The organism is Limimaricola sp. (assembly GCF_016125575.1).
Lineage (GTDB): Bacteria > Pseudomonadota > Alphaproteobacteria > Rhodobacterales > Rhodobacteraceae > WGLM01.
Map to the genome: position 1 here is coordinate 673,277 of NZ_WGLM01000005.1, position 23,565 is coordinate 696,841.

Genomic DNA, 23,565 nt, shown 5'->3' on the forward strand with positions numbered 1-23,565 from the left:
CAGGGATGTAACAAGCGTCTAAGACGGGGCCATTCCCTCCCCCGGATTCGGAGCTGCCCCGCCCGTGCCTGAGCCATCCGCAAAACGCCTCCCCCCTGCCCATCCCTTCGACGACGACAAGTTGCACGAGGAATGCGGCATCTTCGGCGTGATCGGCGTATCGGACGCTGCCAACTTCATCGCCTTGGGTCTGCATGCACTTCAGCATCGCGGGCAAGAGGCCGGCGGCATTGTCACCCATGATCCCGAAACCGGCTTCAACTCGGCCCGGCGCATCGGGCTGGTGCGCGATAACTTCACCTCGCCCGAGGTCATGGCCACCCTGCCCGGCACACTGGGCATTGGCCACGTGCGCTATTCAACCGCCGGATCGAAAGGCCAGACCGCGATCCGCGACGTGCAGCCTTTCTTCGGCGAGTTCGCCATGGGCGGCGCGGCGATCGCGCATAACGGCAATATCACCAATGCGCTCAGCCTCCGGCGGGAATTGATCGAGCGCGGCTCGATCTTCCAGTCCTCGTCGGACAGCGAATGCATCATCCACCTGATGGCGCGCTCGATGGGCCGCACCATCCCCGACCGGATGGAAGAGGCGCTGCGCAAGGTTGAAGGCGCGTTTTCCATCGTCGCAATGACCCGCTCCAAGCTGATCGGCGTGCGCGATCCGCTGGGCGTGCGCCCGCTGGTGCTGGGCAAGCTGGGCGATGGCTGGGCTTTGGCATCGGAAACCTGCGCGCTTGATATCATCGGCGCCGACTTCGTGCGCGAGATCGCGCCGGGCGAGATGGTGGTGATCACCGACAAAGGCGTCGATTCGAACTTTCCCTTCCGCCCCCGACCGGCACGCTTCTGCATCTTCGAACATGTCTATTTCAGCCGTCCCGATTCCATCCTCGGCGGTCGTTCGGTTTATGAAACCCGCGCAGCGATCGGCCGGGAACTGGCACGCGAGGCGCCGGTCGAGGCCGACCTTGTCTGCCCGGTTCCCGACAGTGGCACGCCCGCGGCGATCGGCTACAGCCTCGAAGCGGGCATTCCCTACGCGATGGGGATCATCCGCAACCAGTACATGGGCCGCACCTTCATCGAGCCAACAGAGCAGATCCGCAACATGGGCGTGCGGCTGAAGTTGAACGTCAACCGCGCGCTGATCCGTGGCAAGCGGGTGATCCTTGTCGATGACAGCGTGGTGCGCGGGACGACCAGCCGCAAGATCAAGGAAATGATCCTCGAGGCCGGCGCGGCCGAGGTGCATTTCCGCATCGCGAGCCCCCCCACCGCTTGGCCCTGTTTCTACGGCGTCGACACACCCCAGCGCGAAAAACTGCTGGCCGCCACCATGTCCGAGGACGAGATGCGCGACCATCTGGGCGTCGATTCCCTGCGCTTCATCTCGCTTGACGGGCTTTACCGGGCCGTGGGCGAGGCGATGGGCCGCAACGCGACGCAACCGCAATATTGCGATGCATGCTTCTCGGGCGAGTACCCCGTCGCACCGTCGGACATGATTGAACAGGGCTTCCAGACCAAGACCGCGGCAGAATGAGCGCGGCGGCGGTCGACAGTTACCTCGCCACCCTGCCCGATGCCCAGCGCGCCTGCCTGGCTGACCTGCGCCAACGCCTGCGCGCCCTTTTGCCCGACGCGGACGAGGTCATCAGCTACGCGATGCCGGGCTTCCGACTGCAAGGCAAGATGGTCGCCGGATACGCAGGTTTTGCCCGACATTGCGGCTTTTACCCGCATTCGGGCGGGGTGATCCCGTCTTTCGCGGCTGAACTTGCCGCGGCCGGGTTCCGAACCTCGAAATCAGGCGTCACCTTCACCCCCGACCACCCGCTGCCCGACGCACTGCTTGGCCGGATCCTGGACGCAAGGCTGGCCGAGGCCGGGTTGCCGCCGCGGTCGGCCTGACCTCAGCGCGCCGTCTCCTCGACCCATAGCGCCAGCCATTCGAACAGCGTTGCAGTGGGCAATGGCTGCACCGGGGCGTCATCATTGGCCGGATCGAAGGTGGCCAGCCGCGCGTCGGGGCTGTTGCAATCGACCAGCGTGTAAATGCCGCAGCCCATGTGGCAGATCGGCAAGAGGCCCGGCCCGATCTCGGGCGGGGCAAGCGCCTCGCCCGGCTGCAGGTCTTCGCCGTCATCCTCCTCGCGCAGCCAGAGGTAGGTCTGAACCGCGTTCATTCCGCGATAGGCGCCCCATCCGCCTTCCAGCCCCATCAGGCCATAGCCGGGGCCAAACCCGCCATTGGCAACCTCGCGGTAGATCCGCATCAGCAACGGCGGTGGCGCAAAGCCCAGCGCAGCGCGGCTCGCCGCCTCCTGCGCATCGTTCAGCAATGGTCGCGGATCGGCCGCGCGTCCGTCCGGCGCGGACATCACGTTGCGGCGGGTCTTGAGCGCCGCGATCAGGTCGTCATCGGTCATGACCCAAACGTGAGGGTTTGGCAGCGCCGGATCAACCCCGGACCCGGCAGGTTTCCGCCGCCCGAACGGGCCATTTCCCGCCAGCGTCCGAGCCCGCCCCTTTGCTGCAGCGCAGAAACGTGACATCGGCAACGACTGCACAACAGCCTTGGAACCATCATGGCCAATTCCACAAACCCACCCCGCAGCGTGACCACGCTGGCCACAGATACCGCCATACTGCCGCTCAACGCGATGACTGTCATCGGTCTGCACCTGTCGCCGACCGGTGACACCGCGCTGATGCGGTTGGCCGATGGCTCGATCGTGCGGGTCGGTCCGGGGACGCAGATCGGCGCGGCCGTCCTGACGGCCATCGACGAAGGCGGCGTGACCGTGACCAAAGCGGGCCGGGCCACGCGTTACCCGCTGGGAGAGGCGTGGTAGGCGCTTGACTGTCCCGGGCCGACGGACCAAACGGGCGCCATGACACAAACTGCCCTGATCACCGGTGCTTCGCGCGGCCTTGGCGCCGCCCTTGCCGAGGCGCTTGCCCCCACCCACCACGTCATCGCCGTGGGCCGCACCACCGGCGCGCTGGAAGAGCTGGACGACCGCATTCAGGCGGCTGGCGGCCAAGCCACGCTGGCGCCGATGGACATCACCGTCGATGCCGCCATGCAGCAGCTTTGCCGTGGCATATTTGATCGCTGGGGCAAGTTGGACCTGTGGATTCACACCGCGGTGCAGGCGGCCTCGCTGGGCCCGGTTCCGGGACTTGCGATGAAGGACGTGGAAAAATCGCTGAAGGTCAATGTCAGCGCCACCGCGCGCCTGATCGCCTATGTCGCGCCGCTTTTGGGGCAATCCGGCCGGGCCGTGTTCTTCGACGATCCCCGCGGAGGCGAGGCCTTTTTCGGAAGCTACGGCGCGAGCAAAGCCGCGCAGATCGCGCTTGCGCGTAGCTGGGCCACCGAGACGCAACGCATCGGCCCACGGGTCCTGATCCTGACCCCGCCGCCGATGCCCACGGCGACGCGGGCCCGCTTCTACCCCGGCGAGGAGCGCAGCACCCTGACCCCGGTTGCCGACGTGGCGCGGCAACTGCTGCCCGAGATCCTTGGCTGAAGGCCTGCGGGCTTCCACCCCCGCTTGCCGCCCTGCGCCCCGTCGCTTAGGAAAGGGACGCAGGCAAGGCAAGGACGGCAGATGCGCATCCTCATCACCAATGACGACGGCATCAACGCGCCCGGCCTGAAGGTGCTGGAACGCATTGCGGCAGACATCGCGGGACCGACCGGTGAAGTCTGGACCGTGGCCCCCGCTTTCGAACAATCCGGCGTCGGCCACGCGATCAGCTACACCCACCCGATGATGATTGCCGAACTGGGGCCGCGCCGCTTTGCCGCCGAAGGCTCGCCCGCCGATTGTGTGCTGGCGGGGCTTTACGACGTGATGGCCGCAAACCCGCCCGATCTTGTTCTGTCAGGCGTCAACCGGGGCAACAACGCCGCCGAAAACGTGCTTTATTCCGGAACCATCGGCGCCGCGATCGAGGCCGCGCTGCAGGGCCTGCCCGCGATTGCCCTGTCGCAATTCTTGGGCCCCGCCAATGCTCACCTGCCCGATCCGTTCGAAGCAGCCGCCACTCACGGCACGGCACTGGTTCGCCGCCTGCTTGATCACGGGAACTGGGAGGCGGGCGATTACCGCCTGTTCTATAATGTAAATTTTCCGCCCGTCCCCGCCGACAAGGTGACCGGAACGGAAGTAACGGTGCAGGGCTACCGGCGCGACACGTCGTTTTCGGTCGAGCCGCACCTATCGCCCTCGGGCCGGCGGTTCCTCTGGATCAAGGGCGGAGCCCAGCAGATTGCGACACTGCCAGGTTCGGACGCAGCGGCGAACCTTGCCGGCGCAATCTCGGTCACGCCGATGCGCGCGGACCTGACCGCGCATGACCATGTCGCGGCGCTGGCCCGCCGCCTGCAGGACGCGGCCCCGTGACAGCCGAAGACGAAGCCACCCGCAAGATGCAGTTCCTGTTCGCGCTCCGCTCGCGCGGGGTGACGGATGCACGCGTTCTGGGCGCGATGGAGCGGATTGACCGCGCACAATTCGTCAAGGGCCTCTTCGCTGCACGCGCCTACGAGGACATGCCGCTACCCATCGCCGCGGGCCAGACGATCAGCCAGCCCTCCATCGTGGGCCTGATGACGCAGGCCCTGCGGCTGGAGCCGCGCGACAAGGTGCTGGAGATCGGCACCGGCTCGGGCTACCAGGCCGCGATCCTCAGCCAGCTGGTGCGGCGGGTCTACACCATCGACCGTTTCCGCCGCCTGACCGCCGAGGCGCGCGCCATCTTCGAGGCGCTGGGGCTGACCAATATCACCGCGATCGCTGCCGATGGCTGCTTTGGCCTGCCTGAACAGGCGCCGTTTGATCGCATTCTTGTCACCGCCGCGGCCGAAGACCCGCCCGGCCCCCTCTTGGCCCAGTTGCGGATCGGCGGTATCATGGTTTTGCCCGTCGGACAGTCCGACGCGGTCCAAAGCCTGATTCGTGTCACCCGGACCGAGACCGGCTATGACTATGATGAACTGCGCCCCGTCCGTTTCGTCCCGTTGGTCGAGGGGTTGGGCGACTGACAGGGCAAGGCCCCATAGACAAGGCCCCGGCGACAAGGGGCCAGAAGGCAGACGAGAGGATCGTGCAGATGGCGACGGCAGAACTGGTGAACGGACCGGCCCGCAGGATGGTCCGCATGGCGATGGGATGTGCCGCGCTCGCACTGGTGACGGCCTGCGCCGACATCCCCGATTTCGACCTGCGGGGCATGACCGGGAATACCGCCGGCAGCAGCGCGTCACAGGCCCTTCCCGCGCGGCCCCAGCCTGACAGTCGCGGTGTCATCTCATACCCAAATTACCAGGTGGTCGTTGCACAGCGCGGCGATACGGTAAGCGCGGTCGCTGGGCGTCTGGGCTTGGATGCCACGGCGCTTGGCCAGTATAACGGTATCAACCCGACGACATCGCTTCGCGCGGGCGAGATCATTGCCCTGCCCACCCGTGTCGCCTCGGCCGGCGGGATGCCGCCCGCGTCCAGCGCGCCGATCCTGCCGGGCACCATTGACGTGACAACGCTGGCTTCGGCGGCCATCGACCGTGCCGGCAACCAAGGCGCCGGAAGCACCACCTCGACCGGCAGCGGCGGCATGCCCTCAGCGATGCCGGGCGGTGCCCAACCGATTCGCCACCAGGTTCAGCGCGGCGAAACAGCCTATTCCATCGCGCGGCTCTACAACGTGCCGGTGCGCGTGATCGCAGACTGGAACGGCCTTGGCCCAGACCTGACCGTGCGCGCGGGCCAATACCTGCTGGTGCCCACCACCGCTACGGCAAGCAGCGCTACGAACGAGCCGCTGACGGCGCCCGGCATGGCCAGCCCCACGCCGCCGCCGCCCTCGGCAAGCGATCCGTTGCCGGCAGCCAATGCCCCTGCCTCGCAGCCCACGACAGCCGCGCAGTCCCCCGCCGCTCCGCCGGCCCCGGACCTGACCGTCACGCCCTCGGCACCCACAGCCTCCGCCAAGCCGCTGATCTACCCGGTGCAGGGCTCGATCATCCGGGCCTATTCCAAGGGTCGCAATAATGGCATCGACATTGGTGTTGCCGCCGGTACCGACGTGAAAGCGGCCGCAGCAGGCACCGTGGCCGCGGTCACGACCGACACCAACGGCGTGGCAATCGTGGTGATCAAGCATGCCAACAACATGCTGACGGTCTATACTAACCTCGAAAACCTGAAGGTCGCCAAGAACGACAGCGTCACGCAAGGGCAAGTCATCGGCAAGGTACGCGCCGGCAGCCCAAGCTTCCTGCATTTCGAGGTGCGCCAAGGCCTCGAAAGCGTCGATCCGTCCGATTACCTTCCGTAAGGACGGCTAAAGGCTGACGCCCCGACGCCCGGCCAGATCAGTGAAATACTGCCACGCAACGCGGCCCGACCGGCTGCCGCGCGTGGCCTGCCACTCGATTGCTTCCGCGCGCAGTGTCGCGTCGTCGATCGTTACGCCATAGGCATCGCAATAGCCGCGGATCATCGCAAGGTACTGGTCCTGGTCGCAGGCATGAAAGCCCAGCCAGAGGCCGAACCGATCAGACAAGGACACCTTTTCTTCCACCGCCTCGGCCGGATTGATGGCGCTGGAGCGTTCGTTCTCGATCATGTCGCGGGGCATCAGGTGGCGCCGGTTGGACGTGGCATACAGCACCACGTTGCCCGGTCGTCCCTCGATCCCGCCATCAAGGACGGCCTTCAGGCTCTTGTACTGCGCGTCATCACTGGAAAAAGACAGGTCATCGCAAAAGAGCACAAACCGCTCTGACCGACCGCGCAGCAGGGCCAGGCAGCGGCCGATGCTCGACAGATCCTCGCGCTGGATCTCGACGATCTTCAGATCTTCATGTTCTGCAACAAGAGCGCCATGGACCGCCTTGACCAGGCTGGATTTTCCCATCCCGCGCGCACCCCACAACAGGGCGTTGTTGGCGGGCAAGCCGCGGGCGAACTGCGCGGTATTTGCCATCAAGGTATCACGGGCCCGGTCGACGCCGACCAGCAGGCCCACATCAACACGATTGACGTCGTGCACCGGTACCAGCCGATCCGGCTCGGGGTGCCAGACAAAGGCCGGGGCTGAGAAATCCGGAGCCTCGAAAGGTGGCGGGCTGATCCGTTCCAGCGCCGCCGCGATCCGTTCCAGTGCCGCCTCGCTCACGCGTCGTCGTCTCCGTAAAGGCTTTCGTTCGGGCCTAGCAGGCCCTCGGCCCGCATCTGCGCCTCGCGCTTGCGCTCGTTGCTGGCCACCAGCCAGATCGACACTTCGTAAAGCCCGTAGATGACCGTGAACAAGATAACCTGGCTGACCACATCTGGTGGCGTCGCAATGGCGGCAAGGATCAGGATGCCGACGCTTGCATATTTGCGCACACCACGCAGCCCGCGCGCGCTGACCAGCCCCGCCCGGCCAAGAAGCGTAAGAAGCACAGGCAGCTGGAAGCACAGGCCGAAAGCCACGATGAACTTGATCGTCAGCAGCACGTAGGCCTGGGCCGAGCCTTGAAAGGCGATCCCGGCCACGCCCGTGGCACTATCCGGCCCCGTGGCCAGCGTGCCGGCCTGCTGAAAGCCGAGGAAGAAATTGAACGCCAGCGGCGTGATACCGTAGAAGGCGAAGAGCCCGCCCAGCACGAACATGAAGGGCGAGGCGATCATGAAGGGCAAAAACGCGTTCTTCTCGGACTTGTAGAGGCCCGGCGCAACAAAACGCCACAGCTGGTAGCTGATCACCGGGAAGGACAGCACCAGCCCGCCGAAAAGCGAGATCGAAATGGCGAGAAAGAACCCTTCCTGCACGTTCAGCAGGTAGGTGGTGCATTCCTGCCCGCGCGCGGCCATCACCCGGCAAAGCGGGTGCGTCATGAAGTTGAAGATCGGGTTCCAGATGGTGAAGCAAAACACCATCGCCGCGGTGAAGGCGAAAAGAGAGATGATCAGCCGCCGGCGTAGCTCGGTCAGGTGTTCGATCAACGGCGCAGCGCTGTTGTCGATCTCGTCGGTATCGCTCATACGTCACCCTTGGGGGCAGTCTTGCGCGGTGCGCGCGGTTTCGCGGGTTTGGGCGAAGCAGCCTTGGCGGCAGGAGCCTTCGCGGCTTTCGCCTCGGTCTTCGGCGCGGCCTTTGGCGCTGCTGCCTTGCGCGGTTTGGCCGGGGCCTTGGCGGCAGGTTTGGCGGGCGCCGTCTCGGCGATGATCTCGGCGTCGGCGGCTTTTTCAGCGGCGGTGGCACGCTTGGCGGCGGCCTCTTCTGCCTTCTGCGCCAGCATCCCGTCGATCTTGGCCTTGTTGGCGGCCTGTTCGGCTGCCAGTTTCTCTGTCTCGCCGCCGGGCTTCATCGGCGCCAGCGCCTGATCCTTCAGCCGGTCGAGACCGAACTTGGCCGGGTTCGCCGCAGCCTGAATGGACTTGGTGATGTCGCGCACGCCCGATTCGTCGGCCGCCGCTTCCATTGCCCGGCTGAACTCGCGGGCCATCGCGCGCGCCTTGCCGGTGAACTGGCCCATCGCGCGAAACACGTTGGGCAGATCTTTTGGCCCGATGACGATCAGCGCCACGATGCCGACCAGCACCATCTCGCTCCAGCCCATGCCGAACATGTCAGATCACCCCGGAAATTTCAGCAGGCCCGCGCACCGTTCCGATGCCTCAGGCGTCTTCCTTGGTGGTCGCGCTGTCCTTGACCGACTTCGCCTGATCCTCGATCTCGCGCTTGCCGTCATCGACACCCTGCTTGAACGCAGTGATCCCTTTGCCGACCTCGCCCATGATCGACGAGATCTTGCCGCGGCCGAACATCACCAGCACCACGACCGCGATCAGCAGCAGGCCCGGCAGACCGATATTGTTGAGCATGTCCGTTCTCCTCTCGACGGGACCAGCATCACCGGCCCCCAGTTATCCGACCTGTGATCTAAGCGGCAACGCGGCGGCGCGAAAGCCTTGAAACGCTGCATTCACGCTGCCGCGGACGATTCTTTGTCAAAAACCTGTCAGTTGCCAGTTTTTTGGCAGTATACTGCATGCATTCCAACATCTCTCAGGTCATCGATGCCCCGTACCGACCGCCTTTTCGACCTTATCGGCATTCTTCGCGATGGCCGCCTGCACCGGGCCGAGGATCTGGCACAGCGTCTCGGTGTGTCACTCAGAACTGTCTATCGCGACATGGACACGCTGATCGCCTCGGGCGTGCCGGTGATGGGAGAGCGTGGGCTGGGCTACCGCGCCACCGCCGCCATCACCCTGCCGCCCCTGAACCTAACACTGACCGAGCTTGAGGCGCTGCACCTCGGCATCGCCGTGGTAGGTGAAGGCGCCGACCCCGAACTGCAGGCCGCCGCACGCGCCTTGTCGGCCAAGATCGACGCTGTGCTGCCCGAGGACCGCAAGGGCCCGCCCACCGGCTGGGGCCTTGCCGTCTATCCCTTCAAGGACGCCGCGCGCGGATTTCAGCACATGCCGCTGATCCGCAGTGCAATCCGCGCCCGCCAGAAGCTGCGGCTGGTCACCGCCGGCGCCGACGGCACCCGGACTGAACGGGTCGTCCGGCCGCTGCGGCTGGACTACTGGGGAAGGCTATGGACCGTCACCGTCTGGTGCGAATTGCGCGCCGATTTCCGCGAGCTGCGCACCGACCGGATCGAGGCCGCCACCGCCCTGCCGCAGCTTTTCGTCGATGAGCCGGGCAAGATGCTGGCCGATCTCGCCGCACGGACCGAGGCCGCGCAGGGCGACTGAGCGTCACATCGTCAGGTTCGTCGCGCCCCCGTCGATCAGGATGTTCTGCCCCACGATGAAGCCTGCGTGCTGGCTGCACAGAAACGCGCAGGCCTGCCCGAATTCTTCCGGCGTGCCGTAACGGCCGGCGGGAATGGTGGCCTCGCGCCGCGCGCGCGCTTCGTCCGCGCTGATACCCTCGGCCCGCGCCTTGTTCGCGTCCAGAGCTACCGCGCGATCGGTCGCATGGGTGCCCGGCAGCAGGTTGTTGATGGTCACACCACTGCCTGCGACCTGACGGGCCGTGCCCGCCACAAACCCGGTCAGCCCGGTGCGCGCCGCGTTCGACAGGCCCAGCGTGGCCAGCGGCGCCCGCACCGATTGCGAGGTGATGTTGACGATCCGGCCCCAGCCGCGCGCCATCATCCCCGGCAAGAGCGCCGTCATCAGCGCGATCGGCGTCAGCATGTTGGCATCAAGCGCACGGATATAGTCGTCACGCGTCCAGTCGGACCAGACGCCGGGCGGCGGACCACCAGCGTTGGTCACGAGGATGTCGACCTTGCCGGCGACGTCCAGAACCTCGGCCTGTCCTTCGGGTGTCGTGATGTCGGCGGCGAGTGTGATGACAGTCACGCCGTGGCGCGCGATGATCTGTGCGCCCGCGCGTTCCAACACGTCGGCCCCGCGCGCGTTCAGCACGATATCCACGCCCGCCGCGGCCAGCGCCTCGGCGCAGCCTCGTCCCAGCCCTTTTGAGCCTCCGCAGACCAGCGCCCGCTTTCCCCTGATCCCCAGATCCATGTCCGACCTCCCTTGATCCTGTCCCCGGGGTCGCACATTTGTTCCGAGCGGGCAACAAAAGGCGCAGGTTTGCCCGGACTTGGGCCTCCTTTGGCCGCAATGCGGCGGTATCAAGGACACCCGGAAAGATTGCGACAAGGTGACGAGCGATGACGACCGCGGCCGCGGAGACCGAAAAACAAGACCTCAACGTCCTGCCGGCAGAGAGTTTTCGCGTGACCGAAGGCGTGGCGCAAGGCGACCCGTTGGGGTTTGCCGATGAATTGGAGCCTGACGATATCTATCAGGTCGCGCCCGGCACCACGCCGCAGCGCCTTGTGATCGAGACAACCGCGCAGGGTGGCGTCTTTCGCGTGGCCGGGCCCTCACCGACCGGCACGCCGGGCCACACTGTCCATCTCGACAGCTGTCTGACCCTGATGGACCCGTCGGGTTTCACCTTCGAAGCGCTGGTGCTGGTCGAGGTCGAGGACGACGCGGCCGCGGCCATTTACATGCTGCCGCTGGGCCAGATCGCACCCGATACGGACTATCGCCTTGTCGGCATCGACAGGCACGCCGCCACCGCCCGCTTTGCCGAAGCCGCGATGGTCTCGTTCGGCCGCGGCACGCGCATCGCTTTGGCCTCGGGCCTGCAGGTGCCGGTCGAGGCGCTGAAGGTGGGCGACAAGGTACTGACCCGCGACGACGGCGCACGCCCGATCCGCTGGATCGGCAGCACCACGCTGCGCGCCGTGGGCAGCTTTGCCCCGGTGCTGATCCGCGCGGGCGCCCTGCACAACAGCGCCGACCTTGTTGTCAGCCCCGAACAGCGCCTCTTCGTCTACCAGCGTCACGATGACCTTGGCGCCGGCCGGCCCGAGGTGCTGGTCAAGGCGCGTCACCTCGTCAACGGCACCAGCGTGGTCCGGCAAGAGGGAGGATTCGTCGACTACTTCCAGATCCTGATGGACGAACACCAGATCATCTTCGCCGAAGGCATCGCCACCGAAAGCCTGCTGATCGACCCGCGCACCCGCGCCGCCCTGCCCGACGAGGCCGGCCGCGCGATGGGCCCCGGCGGCCGCCACGCCCGCCGCAAGCACCACGAATACGAGGTGCAGGAAAGCCTGCTCAGCCAGCGCGACGCAGCAGCCCTTCTGCGCCGCGCCTCGGGTCGCTGATTGCCCTTTCGCCGCCGCCCGGCTATAGGCCGCGCATGTCGAACCGCGCCCCCCTTCCGCCCGAAATCGCCCGCCGCCGGACCTTCGCGATCATCTCGCACCCCGACGCCGGCAAGACCACGCTGACAGAGAAATTCCTGCTGTTCGGCGGCGCAATCCAGATGGCCGGTCAGGTCCGCGCCAAGGGCGAGGCGCGGCGTACGCGGTCGGACTTCATGCAGATGGAAAAGGACCGCGGCATCTCGGTCTCGGCCTCGGCGATGTCGTTCGATTTCAAGGAGTTCCGGTTCAACCTTGTCGACACGCCCGGCCACTCGGACTTTTCCGAGGACACGTATCGCACGCTGACTGCGGTCGATTGCGCGGTGATGGTCATTGACGGCGCCAAGGGTGTGGAAAGCCAGACCCAGAAACTGTTCGAGGTTTGCCGGCTGCGCGACCTGCCGATCCTGACCTTCTGCAACAAGATGGACCGCGAAAGCCGCGACACCTTCGAGATCATCGACGAGATCCAGGAAAACCTCGCCATCGACGTCACGCCGGCCAGCTGGCCCATCGGCGTGGGGCGCGATTTCATCGGTTGCTACGACCTCTTGCGCGATCGGCTGGAGCTTATGGACCGCGCCGATCGCAACCGCGTGGCGGAATCCATCGCGATCGAGGGCCTTGACGATCCCAAGCTGCGCGAACACGTCCCCGCGCATTTGCTGGAACAGTTCTTCGAGGAAATCGAGATGGCACGCGAATTGCTGCCAAAGCTCGATCAGGCCGCCGTCCTGAACGGCTCGATGACTCCGATCTGGTTCGGCTCGGCCATCAACTCCTTCGGCGTGCGCGAATTGATGAACGGGATCGGCACCTATGGCCCCGAACCACAGGTGCAGCGAGCCGAGCCCCGAGCGATTGCCCCGGAAGAGCCGACGGTCGCCGGTTTCGTCTTCAAGGTGCAGGCCAACATGGACCCCAAGCACCGCGACCGCGTGGCCTTCGTGCGCCTCGCCTCGGGCCATTTCGCCCGCGGCATGAAGCTGCTGCATGTCCGCTCGAAAAAACAGATGGCAATCACCAACCCCGTTCTCTTCCTTGCCGCCGACCGTGAGCTGGCCGAAGAAGCCTGGGCCGGCGACATCATCGGCATCCCCAACCACGGCCAGTTGCGCATCGGCGACACCCTGACCGAGGGCGAGGCGATCCGCGTCACCGGCATCCCCTCGTTTGCGCCGGAACTGCTGCAGACCGTGCGCGCCGGCGACCCGATGAAGGCCAAGCACCTTGAAAAGGCGCTGATGCAATTTGCCGAGGAAGGGGCCGCCAAGGTCTTCAAGCCTTCTTTCGGGTCTGGCTTCATCGTGGGCGTCGTGGGCGCCCTGCAATTCGAGGTGCTGGCCTCCCGGATCGAGCTGGAATACGGCCTGCCCGTCCGCTTCGAGGCGTCGCAATTCACCTCCGCCCGCTGGGTCGCGGGCGAGAAAATGGCGGTCGAGAAATTCGTCGCCGCCAACAAGCAGCACATCGCCACCGACAATGATGGCGACCTCGTCTATCTCACCCGCCTGCAATGGGACATCGACCGCGTCGGGCGCGACTATCCCGAGATCCGGCTGACCGCGACCAAGGAAATGATGGTGTGACGCGCCAGAACCGCGTCCTCGCCACGGGCGAGATCGTGGCCCACCCCGCGCGCGGCCAATTCATGGGCAACCGGGGTATCCTGCATGACGCGGCGGGTCGGATCACCCGCCGCTGGGCCCACAAGGCGTGGATCTGCTGCCGTCTCGCCTTCAAAGACCGCCACCGCCAGATCATGGCGCCGCACCACTATACCGAGCTGTTCTTTCTTGACGAGGCGGTCGCGCTGGCCGCCGGGCACCGCCCCTGCGCCGAATGCCGCCGAGCCGCCTTCACCGCGTTCCAGGCGGCTTGGGCCACGGCCACAGGCCAGCGGCCCAAGGCCCCCGAAATCGACGCGGCCCTTCATGCCGCCCGCACCGGGCCGCGCGCCACCGCGTCGCTCGCCACCCTGCCCGACGCCACCGTAATCCTTTGGCAGGGCCAGCCCCACCTGGTTCTCGGCCCTCACCTGCGCCCGATCGCACCCGACGGCTACGGCGCGCCTCTCGTTCGCCCGCCGACGGCTACTGTCACGCTTCTCACGCCCCGCCCCATCATCGCCGCGCTGGCCGCAGGCTATCGCCCGGCCCTTCACCCCGGCGCCGCCTGAGCCCTTCTTCTGGCCGCAAATACTCCGGGGGGAGGCCCCGGCACGGGGCCGGGGGGCAGCGCCCCCTCTCTGCCGCATGCCCCACGCGCAACGGTTGCCTTTGCCCGCGCGCCCGGCAATCCTGTGCCTGACAGGCAAACGGTGGAACGATGGCGCGGGCGAAGCGGCTGAGACTGGGCGAGACCGAGACATTTCCGGGCGGGGTCGAAACGCTGATCGCGCAGTGGCAGATCCGCCGCGCCCGGCTGAACCCGGCCCCCGGCGAAGAGCTGCCGCCGCTCGACACCGACCTTTTGCGCCTTGCCGCCACGCCGTTGCCGCCTGCGCCGCCCCCCTTGCCGCCCCGCGCCAGCGTCTACACCCGCAAACGTCACGCGCTGATGATCGAACTGGCAGGCCATTCCGAACTGGCCCTGCTGCACGCGTTGACCATCGCGCACCTGCGCAAACGCCGCCAGCCGGCCCACACCGCCGCTCTTTTCCGCCGGATCTGGGCCGAGCATGAAGTGCATCTGTTGCATTCGCTGCCCACGCGCTGGCTGATCTCGGCCATCGTCACCTTCGCCGATCATGCCAGTACCGCTCCCGACCGCCACCTTGCCCAATCCTTCAACGTGCTCTTTTCGCTGATGAAACTTTACGAGGCCGAACGACAATATTCCGGCCTTGCCCCGGATCAGCCCTTTCCAGCCGACACGCTGCGCGACGGGCCCTTGCCGATGGGCATGCCCGGCTTCGCGCTGCTTGGCGGCGATCTGGAGGCGAACCTGCTGGCCCCGCTCTGGCGCGCTGCCGAAAAGGCGCCCGAGGTCGGCCCACTGGCCCAGCACCTGCTCGACCTGCTGAACCGCGATCCCGGCACGCTCTTTCGCCGTCTGTCGCTGATGCGCGCCGCCAAAAGCACTGGCAGTTAAGTCGCACCCGATATCTGGCCCCATCGCCGCGCCGCGGCACAATCCTTGACCCGCACGGGTTTTTCCGATAGGGCCAGCCTGCCTCACCCGGGGCAATTCGAGACGCCGGGACGCCCGGTTCGTTGCGTCCCTTGAACCCTTGCGGTCCGATACCGCATTATCAGGACGTACATGACCAAATTTTCCGATCTGAACCTTGATCCCAAGGTTCTCAAGGCCGTCGCCGATGCCGGCTACGAAACCCCCACCCCGATCCAGGCAGGTGCCATCCCGCCAGCGCTGCAAGGCCGCGACGTCTTGGGCATCGCCCAGACCGGCACCGGCAAGACAGCCGGATTCGTGTTGCCGATGGTCACCCTCTTGGGACGCGGGCGCGCGCGCGCGCGTATGCCGCGCAGCCTCGTGCTTTGCCCGACGCGCGAACTTGCCGCCCAAGTCGCCGAGAACTTCGATACCTACGCGAAATACACCAAGCTGACAAAGGCGCTGCTGATCGGTGGCGTCAGCTTCAAGGAGCAGGATGCCGCGATCGACCGCGGCGTGGATGTGCTGATTGCCACGCCCGGACGCCTGCTTGACCATTTCGAGCGCGGCAAGCTGCTGCTGACCGGCGTGCAGATCATGGTCGTGGACGAGGCTGACCGGATGCTCGACATGGGCTTCATCCCCGATATCGAGCGCATCTTCAACCTGACCCCGTTCACCCGGCAAACACTGTTCTTCTCGGCCACCATGGCGCCCGAGATCGAACGGATCACCAACATGTTCCTGTCGAACCCGGAAAAGATCGAGGTCGCCCGCGCGGCCACCACTGGCGAAAACATCAGCCAGGGCGTGGTGATGTTCCGCGGGTCCCGCCGCGAGAACGAGGGTACCGAGAAACGCGCGCTGCTGCGCGCGCTGATCGATGCCGAGGGTGACGTCTGCACCAATGCCATCATCTTCTGCAACCGCAAGACCGATGTCGACATCGTTGCCAAGTCGCTGAAAAAGAACGGCTATAACGCCGAGCCGATCCATGGCGACCTAGAACAAAGCCAGCGGATGCGCACGCTTGACGGCTTTCGCGACGGAACAATCAAGTTCCTGATCGCGTCGGATGTGGCCGCGCGGGGTCTGGATATTCCGGCCGTCAGCCACGTCTTCAACTACGACGTGCCGAGCCATGCCGAGGATTATGTCCACCGCATCGGCCGCACCGGCCGGGCCGGGCGCAAGGGTGCGACGGTAATGATCTGCGCACCCCGCGACGAAAAGAACCTCGATGCGATCGAACGGCTGGTGCAGAACACCATTCCGCGGCTGTCCAACCCGCTGGGCGATCGCGCCGCGCCTGCGAATGATGCTGCCGAAACGGACGCACCCGCCCCCGCCGCGCGCAGCAGCCGCAGCCGTGGTGGCCGTGGCAAAACGTCCCGCGCTCCGGCACCGGCCGCCGAGGCCCCTGCTGAAGTGGTCGCCGAAAGTGCCGCTCCGCAGACCGAAGCCGCACCGCCGAAACCGCGCCGCGAGCCGCGCCGGACCGAACGCGCGCCGGACGCCAAACCCGAGCCGAAAGCCGAACGCAAACCGGAACGTGGCCGCGACCGTGCATCGCGCGACGGGAACGTGCAGGGCCTTGGCGAGGACGTCCCCAGCTTCATCGCCTTCAGCTTCGACGAGCGGCGCAAGGGCTGAGCAATTCCCGGCGCAGGGCCAAACTGGGCCTTGCGCACGCCACTGGCGCACCCGAAACTTGGGGCATCATTCCCGCTTCGGAGCGCGCCCATGCCGAACCTTGTCCGCCCCTCGCACCGGTTCGGCACGATCCTCGCCATCGGCGCAAGCGTGGCTCTGGCTGGCTGCGGCGGCGGATCCAGCAGTGGCGGCAACACCGCTGGTGCGGGCAACCTGACGACGATCACGCCAGCCACGGCGCTGGCGACGGCGATCACCGGTGGTGGCCCGATCGGATCCAACCCATTCCCGTGGAACCGCTATTTCGTGACGGCGTTCAATTCCACAGCGGTCGATGCGGTGCGCAACTGGGCTTCGTTCCTCAACAGCACCGTCACCTACCGCATGCAGGTGGCGGGCAGCCCCGTTTATGGCAATTCCGGCCGCAACGTCACCTCGAACGCGCTGCTTGAGGCACATCTCGATTATGCCTTTTCCACCGGCCTTACCGGCGCGGGCGTGACCCTTGGCATGATCGACGATTCGATCGACACGTCGAACCCGCAGCTGGGCAACAAGGTGTTGACGCTCGACAATGCGCCCGCCACCCACCCATCGTCAGAGTTTCACGGCAACGCAGTCGCCTCGGTGATGGTCGGCAGCGGCGCGGACGGCGAGATGATCGGGTTTGCGCCCAATGCAAACCTGTTTCACGGCTACCTGAACTACAGCGCAAACCTGAACTGGAATGCCTTGGGCCAATACATGCTGGACGCGGCCAGCACCGGTGCGATCGCCGTTAACAATTCATGGGGTATTGCGTCCGAAACGGTCGCCAACACCAATGTCAGCAACACCTTCTCCACTGGCGGGCAGGCGACCTATCTGGCCGACCTGCGCAGCTTTGCCGCGACGGGCGTTGTCGTCTTCGCAGCCCAGAACGACTATGCCGCCACCTCGATGAGTGCCATCGCAGGCCTGCCCACCGCGTTTCCCGATCTCGCGCCCAGTTGGATCACGGTCATCAACGCCATCCCGACGATGAACGGCGATGGCCTAAGCGTTGCCTCGGCCGACCGCATCTCGGCACCCTGCGCCGAGACGGCCACTTATTGCATGACGGCAAACGGGCAAACCGTGATCGCCGACACGACCGATCCCAGCGGCTATTCCATCGGCGAGGGCGCCTCGTTCGCCGCACCGCAGGTGACAGGCGCGCTTGGCCTTCTGGCCGAGGCTTTCCCCGACCTCACGCCACAGCAATTGCGCGACCGGCTGTTGGTGACGGCCGATAACGGTTTTTTCACCGCGGACGGCACAACCAACGTCAACGGCATCAACCACGCCTACAGCGATGAATTCGGGATGGGGTTTCTGGACCTTCGCGCAGCACTTCTGCCGATCGGTGATGTCGTGGTGCCCTTGGCCAGTGGCGGACGGCTACCCGCTGGACAGGCGGCCATCGCGGGCGGCAGTGCCAGCGGCAATGCCATCGCCGCCTCGCTAGGCCGCGCGCGTGTCATCTACCTTGACCAGATGGGGGGTGATTTCAGCGCACCCGCCAGCACGCTTGCGGCCGTCTCGCCGGGTAGTACGGCGTCGCTGTTGCAAGGCGCGCGGCTGCAGGATGCCGGGCTTTACGCCGATCAGGTCAGCTACGGCACGGCCCTGTCGCGGCAAGAGGCGCGCGCCGCCCTCGATCATCGCGACGTGTTCGAGACGGCCAGCGGCGCGCTGACCTTCGCGGGCGGCACCGGGCCGGGCGTGGTGATGGGCGCGACACGGATCGAGACGCTGCGGGGCGCGGACGGGGTTAACGGCGTCAACCTCTCGCATGACCTCGACATCGGGCGCGCGGCACTTCGGCTGGGCGTTTCCGCATTCTCGGAAAAGGGCGCGGCCCTTGGCGTGACCGCCCCCGGCGCGACGGCGGCCTTCGGCACCACGGCAGCCGCGCTGAACCTGCAATTCGCGGCCCCCCTCGCCCCCGGCCTTGCCCTGCGCGCCGAGGGTGAGTTCGGCGCGGCCAGCCCCAGCGCGGGGGGCGGCATGGTCAGCGGCGTCAGTGCGCAGGGCTACAACCGTTTCGGCATTGCGCTGGACCGCGCCAACGCGCTGCGCCAAGGCGACGTGCTGACCCTGTTCACCCGCGCGCCGGTGGCGATCACCCGCGGCCAAGCGGACCTGACGCTGCCTGTCGCCTTCTCGGCGAACGGCGCCACCTTTGCCAGCACCGCGGCCGATCTGGCCCCCTCCGCGCGCGAGGTGGACCTGGGGTTCGAATACGGGCGCCCTCTGGCCGGCCCGCTGGCCATGCGCATGGGCCTTGCCGCGCAGATCAACGCGGGCAACGTCGCCGGCCGCCAGGGCGTGGCGGGGTTCCTTGGCATCTCCGTCAGCTTCTGACGGGCCCGTGCGCCTCAGCCCAGGCGGCTGACCACCACGGTAACCTCGGGCTTCTTGCCGATCTCGGCCTGCGCCGTCTGCCGCACGATACGCTTAAGCTCTTTCTCAAGCTTGGTCTCGTCCAGCAGCGTCTTGTCATCGGCGCGGTTGAGGAACTGGCTCAGGTCCTCTTCCAGCACGTCGACCAGCGCGGCATCGGACCGGCCGGTCACCGGCAGGCCCATCACCTCGCACCACGGATCGCCCAGCGGCTCGTCATTCTCGTCGATGATCAGCGTGACCGTCACATGCCCGTTCAGCGCCATGCGGATGCGGTCGCGCACCACGCCGTCCAGCGCGCCGATCTGCACCGTGCCATCAAGGTAGGTGCGCCCGGTCTCGACGTAGTCGACCACGCGCGGCGCATTGCCGGACAGGTCGATCATCATGCCGTTGACGGCCACGACGCCGGCCATGCCCTTGGACTGGGCAATCTTGACATGCTCGCGCAGGTGGCGGTGTTCGCCGTGCATGGGGATCAGAATCTGCGGCTGCACGATGGCGTGCATCGTCTCCAGGTCGGGCCGGTTCGCGTGGCCCGAGACGTGATAGCGCCCGCCCGCGTCATCGACCACGTCCACCCCCAGCTCGCTCAGCTGGTTCATGATGCGGATCACGCCGCGTTCATTGCCGGGGATCGTCTTGGAGGAAAAGAGGAACGTGTCCCCTTCCTTCAACCGCAGGCCAAGGTAGGGCCCCTGCGCCAGCTGCGCGCTGGCCGCGCGGCGCTCACCCTGGCTGCCGGTGACCAGCAATAGCAGGTGATCGCGCGGGATGGTCTGCGCGTCCTCGGGGCTGACCGTGGGCGGGAAATCGGTGAGAATACCCACCTCGACCGCCGCCTCGACCATGCGCCGCATCGCCCGGCCCAGCAGGCAGATAGACCGGCCGGCCTTGCTGGCGGCATAGGCCAGCGTCTTCAGCCGCGCGACGTTGGAGGCGAAGGTTGTGGCCACCACCATTCCCGTCGCCTCGCGCATCAGCGTTTCGACCTCGGGGGCCAGCGTCGCCTCGGACCGGCCGGGCAAGGGCGAAAAGACGTTGGTGGAATCGCAGACCAGCGCCTTGACGCCGTCCTTGGCCACGCCCTCCCACAAGGCCCGGTCGAAGGGGTCGCCCAGCACCGGCGTCGTGTCGATCTTGAAATCGCCGGTATGGATCAGCCGCCCCTCGGGGCTGTCGATTACCAGCGCGGAACTTTCGGGAATGGAATGGCTGACCGGCAGGAAGCCCACGGTGAAGGGACCGGCCTTGATCGTCTCTGGCCAGATGCTCGCCGTGGTCACCACCTTGGGCGGCAGACCATGCTCTTCCAGCTTGCGCCGCGCGATGTTGGCGGTGAAGGCCCGGGCATGAACAGGCGCGCCAAGGCGTTCCCAATAATGGCCGATGGCGCCGACATGGTCCTCGTGCGCGTGGGTGATGAAAATCGCCTCGATCCGGTCACGCCGCTCTTCCAGCCAGGCGATATCGGGCAGGATCAGGTCCACCCCCGGCGTGCCGTCCATGTCCGGGAAGGTCACGCCAAGGTCGACGACGATCAGCCGCTCGCGTTCCGGCGGGCCGAAGCCGTAGACATAGGCGTTCATGCCGATCTCGCCGGCGCCTCCTAGCGGCAGGTAGATCAGGCGGTCATGGCTCATGCGTTTTCCTTGTTGAATTTGTGGATCACGGTCAGGCCGTGCATCGTCAGGTCATCCTCGACCTTGTCGAACAGCACATCGCCCTGCGCGAAGAGGGATGCAAGCCCTCCGGTGCCAATGATTCGCATCGGTCGGTCCCTTTCACCGACGATCCGGTCGCAGACACCGCGAACAAGGCCGACATAGCCCCAGAAGATGCCCGATTGCATGCAGGCGACGGTGTTTGTGCCGATCACCTGCTGCGGCTTGGTGACATCGACATGGGGCAGCGCGGCGGCGGCGCTATGCAGCGCCTCGAGGCTGGTATTGACGCCGGGCGCGATCACGCCGCCCACGTAGGCGCCGTCATCATCCACCACGTCGAAGGTGGTGGCGGTGCCGAAATCCACCACGATCAGGTTGCCGCCATGCCGGTCAAATGCGCCGGCCGTGTTGACCAGCCGGTCGGGGCCGACGGCCGTGCCCGCATCCACCCGCGGGTCGACTGGCAACAGGCAATCGGGCTTGCCCACAACCAATGGACGGCAGTTGAAGTAGCGATCCGAGAGGACGCGCAGGTTGAAGACGACGCGCGGCACGGTGGAGGAGATGATCACCTCGTCGATCGTCACGTCCAGCTTGCGCGCGGCCATCAGCGTGGACAGCCAGACGAAATACTGGTCTGCCGTGCGCTGCCACTCGGTCGAGGTGCGCCAAGTGCCCAGAAACTGCTGCCCGTCCCAGACCGAGAAGACCGTGTTGGTGTTACCGCAATCAATGGCCAGAAGCATTGCCTGCCCTTTCAGAAATACACGTCCGCGGCGGGAATGACATGGCGCGTACCGCCCTCGCGCAGCACCAGCGCGCCGTCATCGTCCACCGTCTCGAAGATCCCGGTAATCTCGTCCCGCGCGGTGCGCGCTGTAATCGTCTCGCCCAGCCGCACCGCGTGGCGCAGCCAGTCGGCGCGGATGCGGGCAAACCCGAAGGTGCGCAGCTTGTCTTCCTGCGTGGCATAGGCACTGGCCAGCGTCGTCAGAAACACCTCCGGCGCCACCGACTCGCCCCCTTCGCCAAGAAGGCTGACCGGGGGAAAATCGCCTTTGGCCGCAACAGGCACAGTGACGAGGTTCACGCCAACACCGATCGACAGCCAGTCGATAAACGGGCCGGTGCCCGCGCTTTCCAGCAGGATTCCCGCCACCTTGCCACCGGACAGCAGCACGTCATTGGGCCATTTAAGCCCCATCAGCCCGCGGTCGACGTAAATCGCCAGCGCCTCGAACAGGGCATTGGCCGCAAGGAAAGACCGCCGAGCGGCCTCGGCCGGGGTGGCATCGGGATGAAAGACCAGCGTCGCGGCAAGGTTGCCCGCTGGATGCGCCCATGACCGGCCCCGTCGCCCGCGCGCGGCCGTCTGGTGGCGCGCCATGATCCAGGTGGGCCGGTCGATCAGGCCGGCGCGGCGCGCCGCCTCGGTCATGGTGCTGTCGACCTCGTCGAGGATGACGAGGTCATAGCCCTCGGGCCAGCCGTCCCGCTCGGCCTCAGTGGACAAGCGTCGCCGCCGCGGCCGCGGCCAGCGGCTCGATGCCAAAGAGGTTGACGACACCGAACACCATGATCGCAGCACTGCCCATCAGTGCAGTCCAGAGGACCGGCGACATCCGCCCGTCCAGCGCCTCGGTCTCGGCGCCGAAATACATGTAGTAGACGATGCGCAGGTAGTAGAACGCGCCGATCACGCTGGCGATCACGCCCGCCACGGCCAGCCAGCCGAGGTTGGCATCATAGGCGGCGCGCAGCACGTAGAACTTCCCGAAGAAACCCACCATCGGCGGCACGCCCGCGAGGCTGAAGAGCAGGACCAGCATCGCCAACGCACGCAGCGGTTCGCGCTTGGAATAAAGGCTTAGCGCCTTGATCTCGACCACCGGGCGGCCATCCTTCTCCATCGCCATGATGAAGGCGAAGGTGCCGATGTTCATCGTGACGTAGATCGCAAGGTAGATCAGCATCGCCTGCACACCGAAGGCAGATCCTGCCGCCAGCCCCATCAGCGCAAAGCCCATATGCGCGATCGAGGAATAGGCCATCAGCCGCTTGATATTCGTCTGGCCGATCGCGGCGATGGCGCCAAGGAACATCGAGACGACCGAGAGAAAGGCCACGATCTGCTGCCATTCACCCACCACGCCACCGAAGGCATCGAAGACCACGCGGGCGAACAGGCCCATCGCGGCAACCTTGGGCGCGGTCGCGAAGAAGGCCGTCACCGGCGTGGGCGAGCCTTCGTAGACGTCCGGCGTCCACATGTGGAAGGGCGCGGCCGATACCTTGAAGGCAAAGCCCGAGATCAGGAAGACGAGGCCGAAGAGCAGGCCCAGCGACACCCCGCCCTGCGTGGCCGCAATGATGCCGGAAAACAGCGTCGTGCCCGCAAACCCGTAGGTCAGCGACGCGCCGTAAAGCAGCAGGCCCGAGGATAGCGCGCCGAGGATGAAGTATTTCAGCCCGGCCTCAGTCGATTTCACGCTGTCGCGCCGCAGGCTGGCCACCACGTAAAGCGCCAGCGATTGCAGCTCCAGCCCCATGTAGAGGGCCATCAGGTCGCCCGCGCTGACCATCACCATCATGCCGACCACGGCAAGTGCCACGAGGATGGGGTATTCAAACCGCAGCAGTCCCCGGCGCTCCATGTAGCCTTGGCTCATCACCAGGACCGCAGCGGCGGAAAGCAGGATCGTCACCTTGGCGAAGCGGGCAAATCCGTCGGCGATGAACATGCCATCGAAGGCCGTCACGCGGTCGCCGCCTGTCGTCCCGATCCAAATCGCCAACAGGACAAACACGCCGCCCGTCAGCCATGTCAGCAGGCTCGCGGTGTCGTCCTTGCCGGTATAGACCGCGCCCAGAAGCGCCAGCATCGCGTAAAGCGCCAGCAGGATCTCCGGCAGGACAATGGTAAGATCGGCGGACATCATCGGC

Annotated in this window: 24 protein-coding genes; 14 read left to right on the plus strand and 10 right to left on the minus strand. The window is 66.2% G+C overall.

Annotated elements, in window-relative coordinates; genetic code table 11:
• Nucleotides 1-64: 64 nt before the first annotated feature.
• Both purF and GC146_RS14790 read left to right on the plus strand, forming a co-directional pair.
• Nucleotides 65-1,546 carry an amidophosphoribosyltransferase gene (purF, locus tag GC146_RS14785; protein ID WP_291840286.1) on the plus strand — a complete coding sequence of 494 codons (1,482 nt, stop codon included), beginning with the start codon at nt 65-67 and terminating at the stop codon, nt 1,544-1,546.
• The gene (locus GC146_RS14790) at nt 1,543-1,914 is read left to right on the plus strand and encodes a DUF1801 domain-containing protein (protein ID WP_291840289.1); all 372 of its coding nucleotides are present in this window, start codon (nt 1,543-1,545) and stop codon (nt 1,912-1,914) included. The genes purF and GC146_RS14790 overlap by 4 nt, the downstream gene beginning before the upstream one ends.
• A gap of 2 nt (nt 1,915-1,916) precedes the next feature.
• Here GC146_RS14790 and GC146_RS14795 read toward each other — a convergent pair whose 3' ends face one another.
• Entirely contained in the window at nt 1,917-2,432 is a 516-nt protein-coding gene (locus GC146_RS14795) for a hypothetical protein (RefSeq protein WP_291840291.1), read from the minus strand.
• A gap of 159 nt (nt 2,433-2,591) precedes the next feature.
• On the opposite strand from GC146_RS14795, the gene GC146_RS14800 reads away from it, so the two are divergent.
• The 5 genes from GC146_RS14800 (at nt 2,592) to GC146_RS14820 (ending at nt 6,351) form a co-directional block, all read left to right on the plus strand.
• Nucleotides 2,592-2,858: a hypothetical protein gene (locus tag GC146_RS14800; protein WP_291840295.1), complete on the plus strand. Its 267-nt coding sequence runs from the start codon at nt 2,592-2,594 to the stop codon at nt 2,856-2,858.
• Between the two features lie 39 nt (nt 2,859-2,897).
• Entirely contained in the window at nt 2,898-3,539 is a 642-nt protein-coding gene (locus GC146_RS14805) for an SDR family NAD(P)-dependent oxidoreductase (protein WP_291840298.1), read from the plus strand.
• An 81-nt stretch (nt 3,540-3,620) separates the two neighbouring features.
• The gene (surE, locus tag GC146_RS14810; protein ID WP_291840301.1) at nt 3,621-4,418 is read left to right on the plus strand and encodes a 5'/3'-nucleotidase SurE; all 798 of its coding nucleotides are present in this window, start codon (nt 3,621-3,623) and stop codon (nt 4,416-4,418) included.
• The gene (locus GC146_RS14815) at nt 4,415-5,059 is read left to right on the plus strand and encodes a protein-L-isoaspartate(D-aspartate) O-methyltransferase (protein WP_291840304.1); all 645 of its coding nucleotides are present in this window, start codon (nt 4,415-4,417) and stop codon (nt 5,057-5,059) included. The genes surE and GC146_RS14815 overlap by 4 nt, the downstream gene beginning before the upstream one ends.
• Nucleotides 5,060-5,127: 68 nt before the next feature.
• Nucleotides 5,128-6,351 carry a LysM peptidoglycan-binding domain-containing M23 family metallopeptidase gene (locus tag GC146_RS14820; protein WP_291840307.1) on the plus strand — a complete coding sequence of 408 codons (1,224 nt, stop codon included), beginning with the start codon at nt 5,128-5,130 and terminating at the stop codon, nt 6,349-6,351.
• Between the two features lie 6 nt (nt 6,352-6,357).
• Here the strand turns inward: GC146_RS14820 and GC146_RS14825 are convergent, their stop codons facing one another.
• From GC146_RS14825 to GC146_RS14840, 4 genes are read right to left on the minus strand one after another with little or no spacing between them, the layout of a single operon-like run.
• On the minus strand, nt 6,358-7,194 hold the full coding sequence (locus tag GC146_RS14825; protein ID WP_291840310.1) for an ATP-binding protein: 837 nt from the start codon (nt 7,192-7,194) through the stop codon (nt 6,358-6,360).
• Nucleotides 7,191-8,045, minus strand: a complete 855-nt coding sequence (gene tatC / locus GC146_RS14830; RefSeq protein ID WP_291840313.1) for a twin-arginine translocase subunit TatC — start codon at nt 8,043-8,045, stop codon at nt 7,191-7,193. The genes GC146_RS14825 and tatC overlap by 4 nt, the downstream gene beginning before the upstream one ends.
• A complete protein-coding gene (tatB, locus tag GC146_RS14835) occupies nt 8,042-8,632 on the minus strand; it encodes a Sec-independent protein translocase protein TatB (RefSeq protein WP_291840316.1) in 591 nt (196 codons plus the stop codon). Before tatB ends, tatC begins: the two co-directional genes overlap by 4 nt.
• A gap of 49 nt (nt 8,633-8,681) precedes the next feature.
• Nucleotides 8,682-8,888: a twin-arginine translocase TatA/TatE family subunit gene (locus tag GC146_RS14840; RefSeq protein ID WP_291840321.1), complete on the minus strand. Its 207-nt coding sequence runs from the start codon at nt 8,886-8,888 to the stop codon at nt 8,682-8,684.
• Between the two features lie 195 nt (nt 8,889-9,083).
• Here GC146_RS14840 and GC146_RS14845 point away from each other — a divergent pair, with 195 nt between their 5' ends.
• Entirely contained in the window at nt 9,084-9,773 is a 690-nt protein-coding gene (locus GC146_RS14845; RefSeq protein WP_291840324.1) for a YafY family protein, read from the plus strand.
• Nucleotides 9,774-9,776: 3 nt separating this feature from the next.
• Here GC146_RS14845 and GC146_RS14850 read toward each other — a convergent pair whose 3' ends face one another.
• Nucleotides 9,777-10,556, minus strand: coding sequence for an SDR family oxidoreductase (locus GC146_RS14850; RefSeq protein ID WP_291840327.1), 780 nt, complete (start codon nt 10,554-10,556; stop codon nt 9,777-9,779).
• Between the two features lie 149 nt (nt 10,557-10,705).
• Here GC146_RS14850 and GC146_RS14855 point away from each other — a divergent pair, with 149 nt between their 5' ends.
• The 6 genes from GC146_RS14855 (at nt 10,706) to GC146_RS14880 (ending at nt 18,916) form a co-directional block, all read left to right on the plus strand.
• Nucleotides 10,706-11,719: a Hint domain-containing protein gene (locus GC146_RS14855; RefSeq protein WP_291840330.1), complete on the plus strand. Its 1,014-nt coding sequence runs from the start codon at nt 10,706-10,708 to the stop codon at nt 11,717-11,719.
• A 35-nt stretch (nt 11,720-11,754) separates the two neighbouring features.
• Nucleotides 11,755-13,350 (plus strand): peptide chain release factor 3, encoded by a 1,596-nt coding sequence (locus tag GC146_RS14860; RefSeq protein WP_291840334.1) that lies wholly within the window; start codon nt 11,755-11,757, stop codon nt 13,348-13,350.
• Nucleotides 13,347-13,940, plus strand: coding sequence for a hypothetical protein (locus tag GC146_RS14865; protein WP_291840337.1), 594 nt, complete (start codon nt 13,347-13,349; stop codon nt 13,938-13,940). The genes GC146_RS14860 and GC146_RS14865 overlap by 4 nt, the downstream gene beginning before the upstream one ends.
• Before the next feature lie 149 nt (nt 13,941-14,089).
• Nucleotides 14,090-14,854, plus strand: a complete 765-nt coding sequence (locus GC146_RS14870) for a hypothetical protein (protein ID WP_291840339.1) — start codon at nt 14,090-14,092, stop codon at nt 14,852-14,854.
• A gap of 171 nt (nt 14,855-15,025) precedes the next feature.
• Nucleotides 15,026-16,531, plus strand: coding sequence for a DEAD/DEAH box helicase (locus GC146_RS14875; RefSeq protein ID WP_291840342.1), 1,506 nt, complete (start codon nt 15,026-15,028; stop codon nt 16,529-16,531).
• Nucleotides 16,532-16,621: 90 nt separating this feature from the next.
• Entirely contained in the window at nt 16,622-18,916 is a 2,295-nt protein-coding gene (locus GC146_RS14880) for a S8 family peptidase (protein ID WP_291840345.1), read from the plus strand.
• Nucleotides 18,917-18,930: 14 nt separating this feature from the next.
• Here the strand turns inward: GC146_RS14880 and GC146_RS14885 are convergent, their stop codons facing one another.
• Genes GC146_RS14885 through nuoN form a run of 4 tightly spaced genes read right to left on the minus strand, consistent with a single transcriptional unit; the run spans nt 18,931 to nt 23,561 of the window.
• A complete protein-coding gene (locus tag GC146_RS14885) occupies nt 18,931-20,598 on the minus strand; it encodes a ribonuclease J (protein WP_291840348.1) in 1,668 nt (555 codons plus the stop codon).
• Nucleotides 20,595-21,368 carry a type III pantothenate kinase gene (locus GC146_RS14890; RefSeq protein WP_291840353.1) on the minus strand — a complete coding sequence of 258 codons (774 nt, stop codon included), beginning with the start codon at nt 21,366-21,368 and terminating at the stop codon, nt 20,595-20,597. The genes GC146_RS14885 and GC146_RS14890 overlap by 4 nt, the downstream gene beginning before the upstream one ends.
• An 11-nt stretch (nt 21,369-21,379) precedes the next feature.
• Nucleotides 21,380-22,135, minus strand: a complete 756-nt coding sequence (locus tag GC146_RS14895) for a biotin--[acetyl-CoA-carboxylase] ligase (protein WP_291840355.1) — start codon at nt 22,133-22,135, stop codon at nt 21,380-21,382.
• Nucleotides 22,125-23,561, minus strand: a complete 1,437-nt coding sequence (gene nuoN / locus GC146_RS14900; RefSeq protein WP_291840357.1) for an NADH-quinone oxidoreductase subunit NuoN — start codon at nt 23,559-23,561, stop codon at nt 22,125-22,127. Before nuoN ends, GC146_RS14895 begins: the two co-directional genes overlap by 11 nt.
• Nucleotides 23,562-23,565 lie beyond the last annotated feature (4 nt).

What these genes read in the sequence shown, in the direction of transcription:
- surE (WP_291840301.1), top strand. Translation starts at nt 3,621, where the DNA reads ATGCGCATCCTCATCACCAATGACGACGGCATCAACGCGCCCGGCCTG.
- GC146_RS14875 (WP_291840342.1), top strand. Translation starts at nt 15,026, where the DNA reads ATGACCAAATTTTCCGATCTGAACCTTGATCCCAAGGTTCTCAAGGCC.
- GC146_RS14860 (WP_291840334.1), top strand. Translation starts at nt 11,755, where the DNA reads ATGTCGAACCGCGCCCCCCTTCCGCCCGAAATCGCCCGCCGCCGGACC.
- GC146_RS14805 (WP_291840298.1), top strand. Translation starts at nt 2,898, where the DNA reads ATGACACAAACTGCCCTGATCACCGGTGCTTCGCGCGGCCTTGGCGCC.
- GC146_RS14885 (WP_291840348.1), bottom strand. Translation starts at nt 20,598, where the DNA reads ATGAGCCATGACCGCCTGATCTACCTGCCGCTAGGAGGCGCCGGCGAG.
- GC146_RS14800 (WP_291840295.1), top strand. Translation starts at nt 2,592, where the DNA reads ATGGCCAATTCCACAAACCCACCCCGCAGCGTGACCACGCTGGCCACA.
- GC146_RS14880 (WP_291840345.1), top strand. Translation starts at nt 16,622, where the DNA reads ATGCCGAACCTTGTCCGCCCCTCGCACCGGTTCGGCACGATCCTCGCC.
- GC146_RS14820 (WP_291840307.1), top strand. Translation starts at nt 5,128, where the DNA reads ATGGCGACGGCAGAACTGGTGAACGGACCGGCCCGCAGGATGGTCCGC.
- tatC (WP_291840313.1), bottom strand. Translation starts at nt 8,045, where the DNA reads ATGAGCGATACCGACGAGATCGACAACAGCGCTGCGCCGTTGATCGAA.
- GC146_RS14845 (WP_291840324.1), top strand. Translation starts at nt 9,084, where the DNA reads ATGCCCCGTACCGACCGCCTTTTCGACCTTATCGGCATTCTTCGCGAT.
- GC146_RS14870 (WP_291840339.1), top strand. Translation starts at nt 14,090, where the DNA reads ATGGCGCGGGCGAAGCGGCTGAGACTGGGCGAGACCGAGACATTTCCG.
- GC146_RS14790 (WP_291840289.1), top strand. Translation starts at nt 1,543, where the DNA reads ATGAGCGCGGCGGCGGTCGACAGTTACCTCGCCACCCTGCCCGATGCC.
- tatB (WP_291840316.1), bottom strand. Translation starts at nt 8,632, where the DNA reads ATGTTCGGCATGGGCTGGAGCGAGATGGTGCTGGTCGGCATCGTGGCG.
- GC146_RS14855 (WP_291840330.1), top strand. Translation starts at nt 10,706, where the DNA reads ATGACGACCGCGGCCGCGGAGACCGAAAAACAAGACCTCAACGTCCTG.
- GC146_RS14795 (WP_291840291.1), bottom strand. Translation starts at nt 2,432, where the DNA reads ATGACCGATGACGACCTGATCGCGGCGCTCAAGACCCGCCGCAACGTG.
- nuoN (WP_291840357.1), bottom strand. Translation starts at nt 23,561, where the DNA reads ATGATGTCCGCCGATCTTACCATTGTCCTGCCGGAGATCCTGCTGGCG.
- GC146_RS14840 (WP_291840321.1), bottom strand. Translation starts at nt 8,888, where the DNA reads ATGCTCAACAATATCGGTCTGCCGGGCCTGCTGCTGATCGCGGTCGTG.
- GC146_RS14850 (WP_291840327.1), bottom strand. Translation starts at nt 10,556, where the DNA reads ATGGATCTGGGGATCAGGGGAAAGCGGGCGCTGGTCTGCGGAGGCTCA.
- GC146_RS14890 (WP_291840353.1), bottom strand. Translation starts at nt 21,368, where the DNA reads ATGCTTCTGGCCATTGATTGCGGTAACACCAACACGGTCTTCTCGGTC.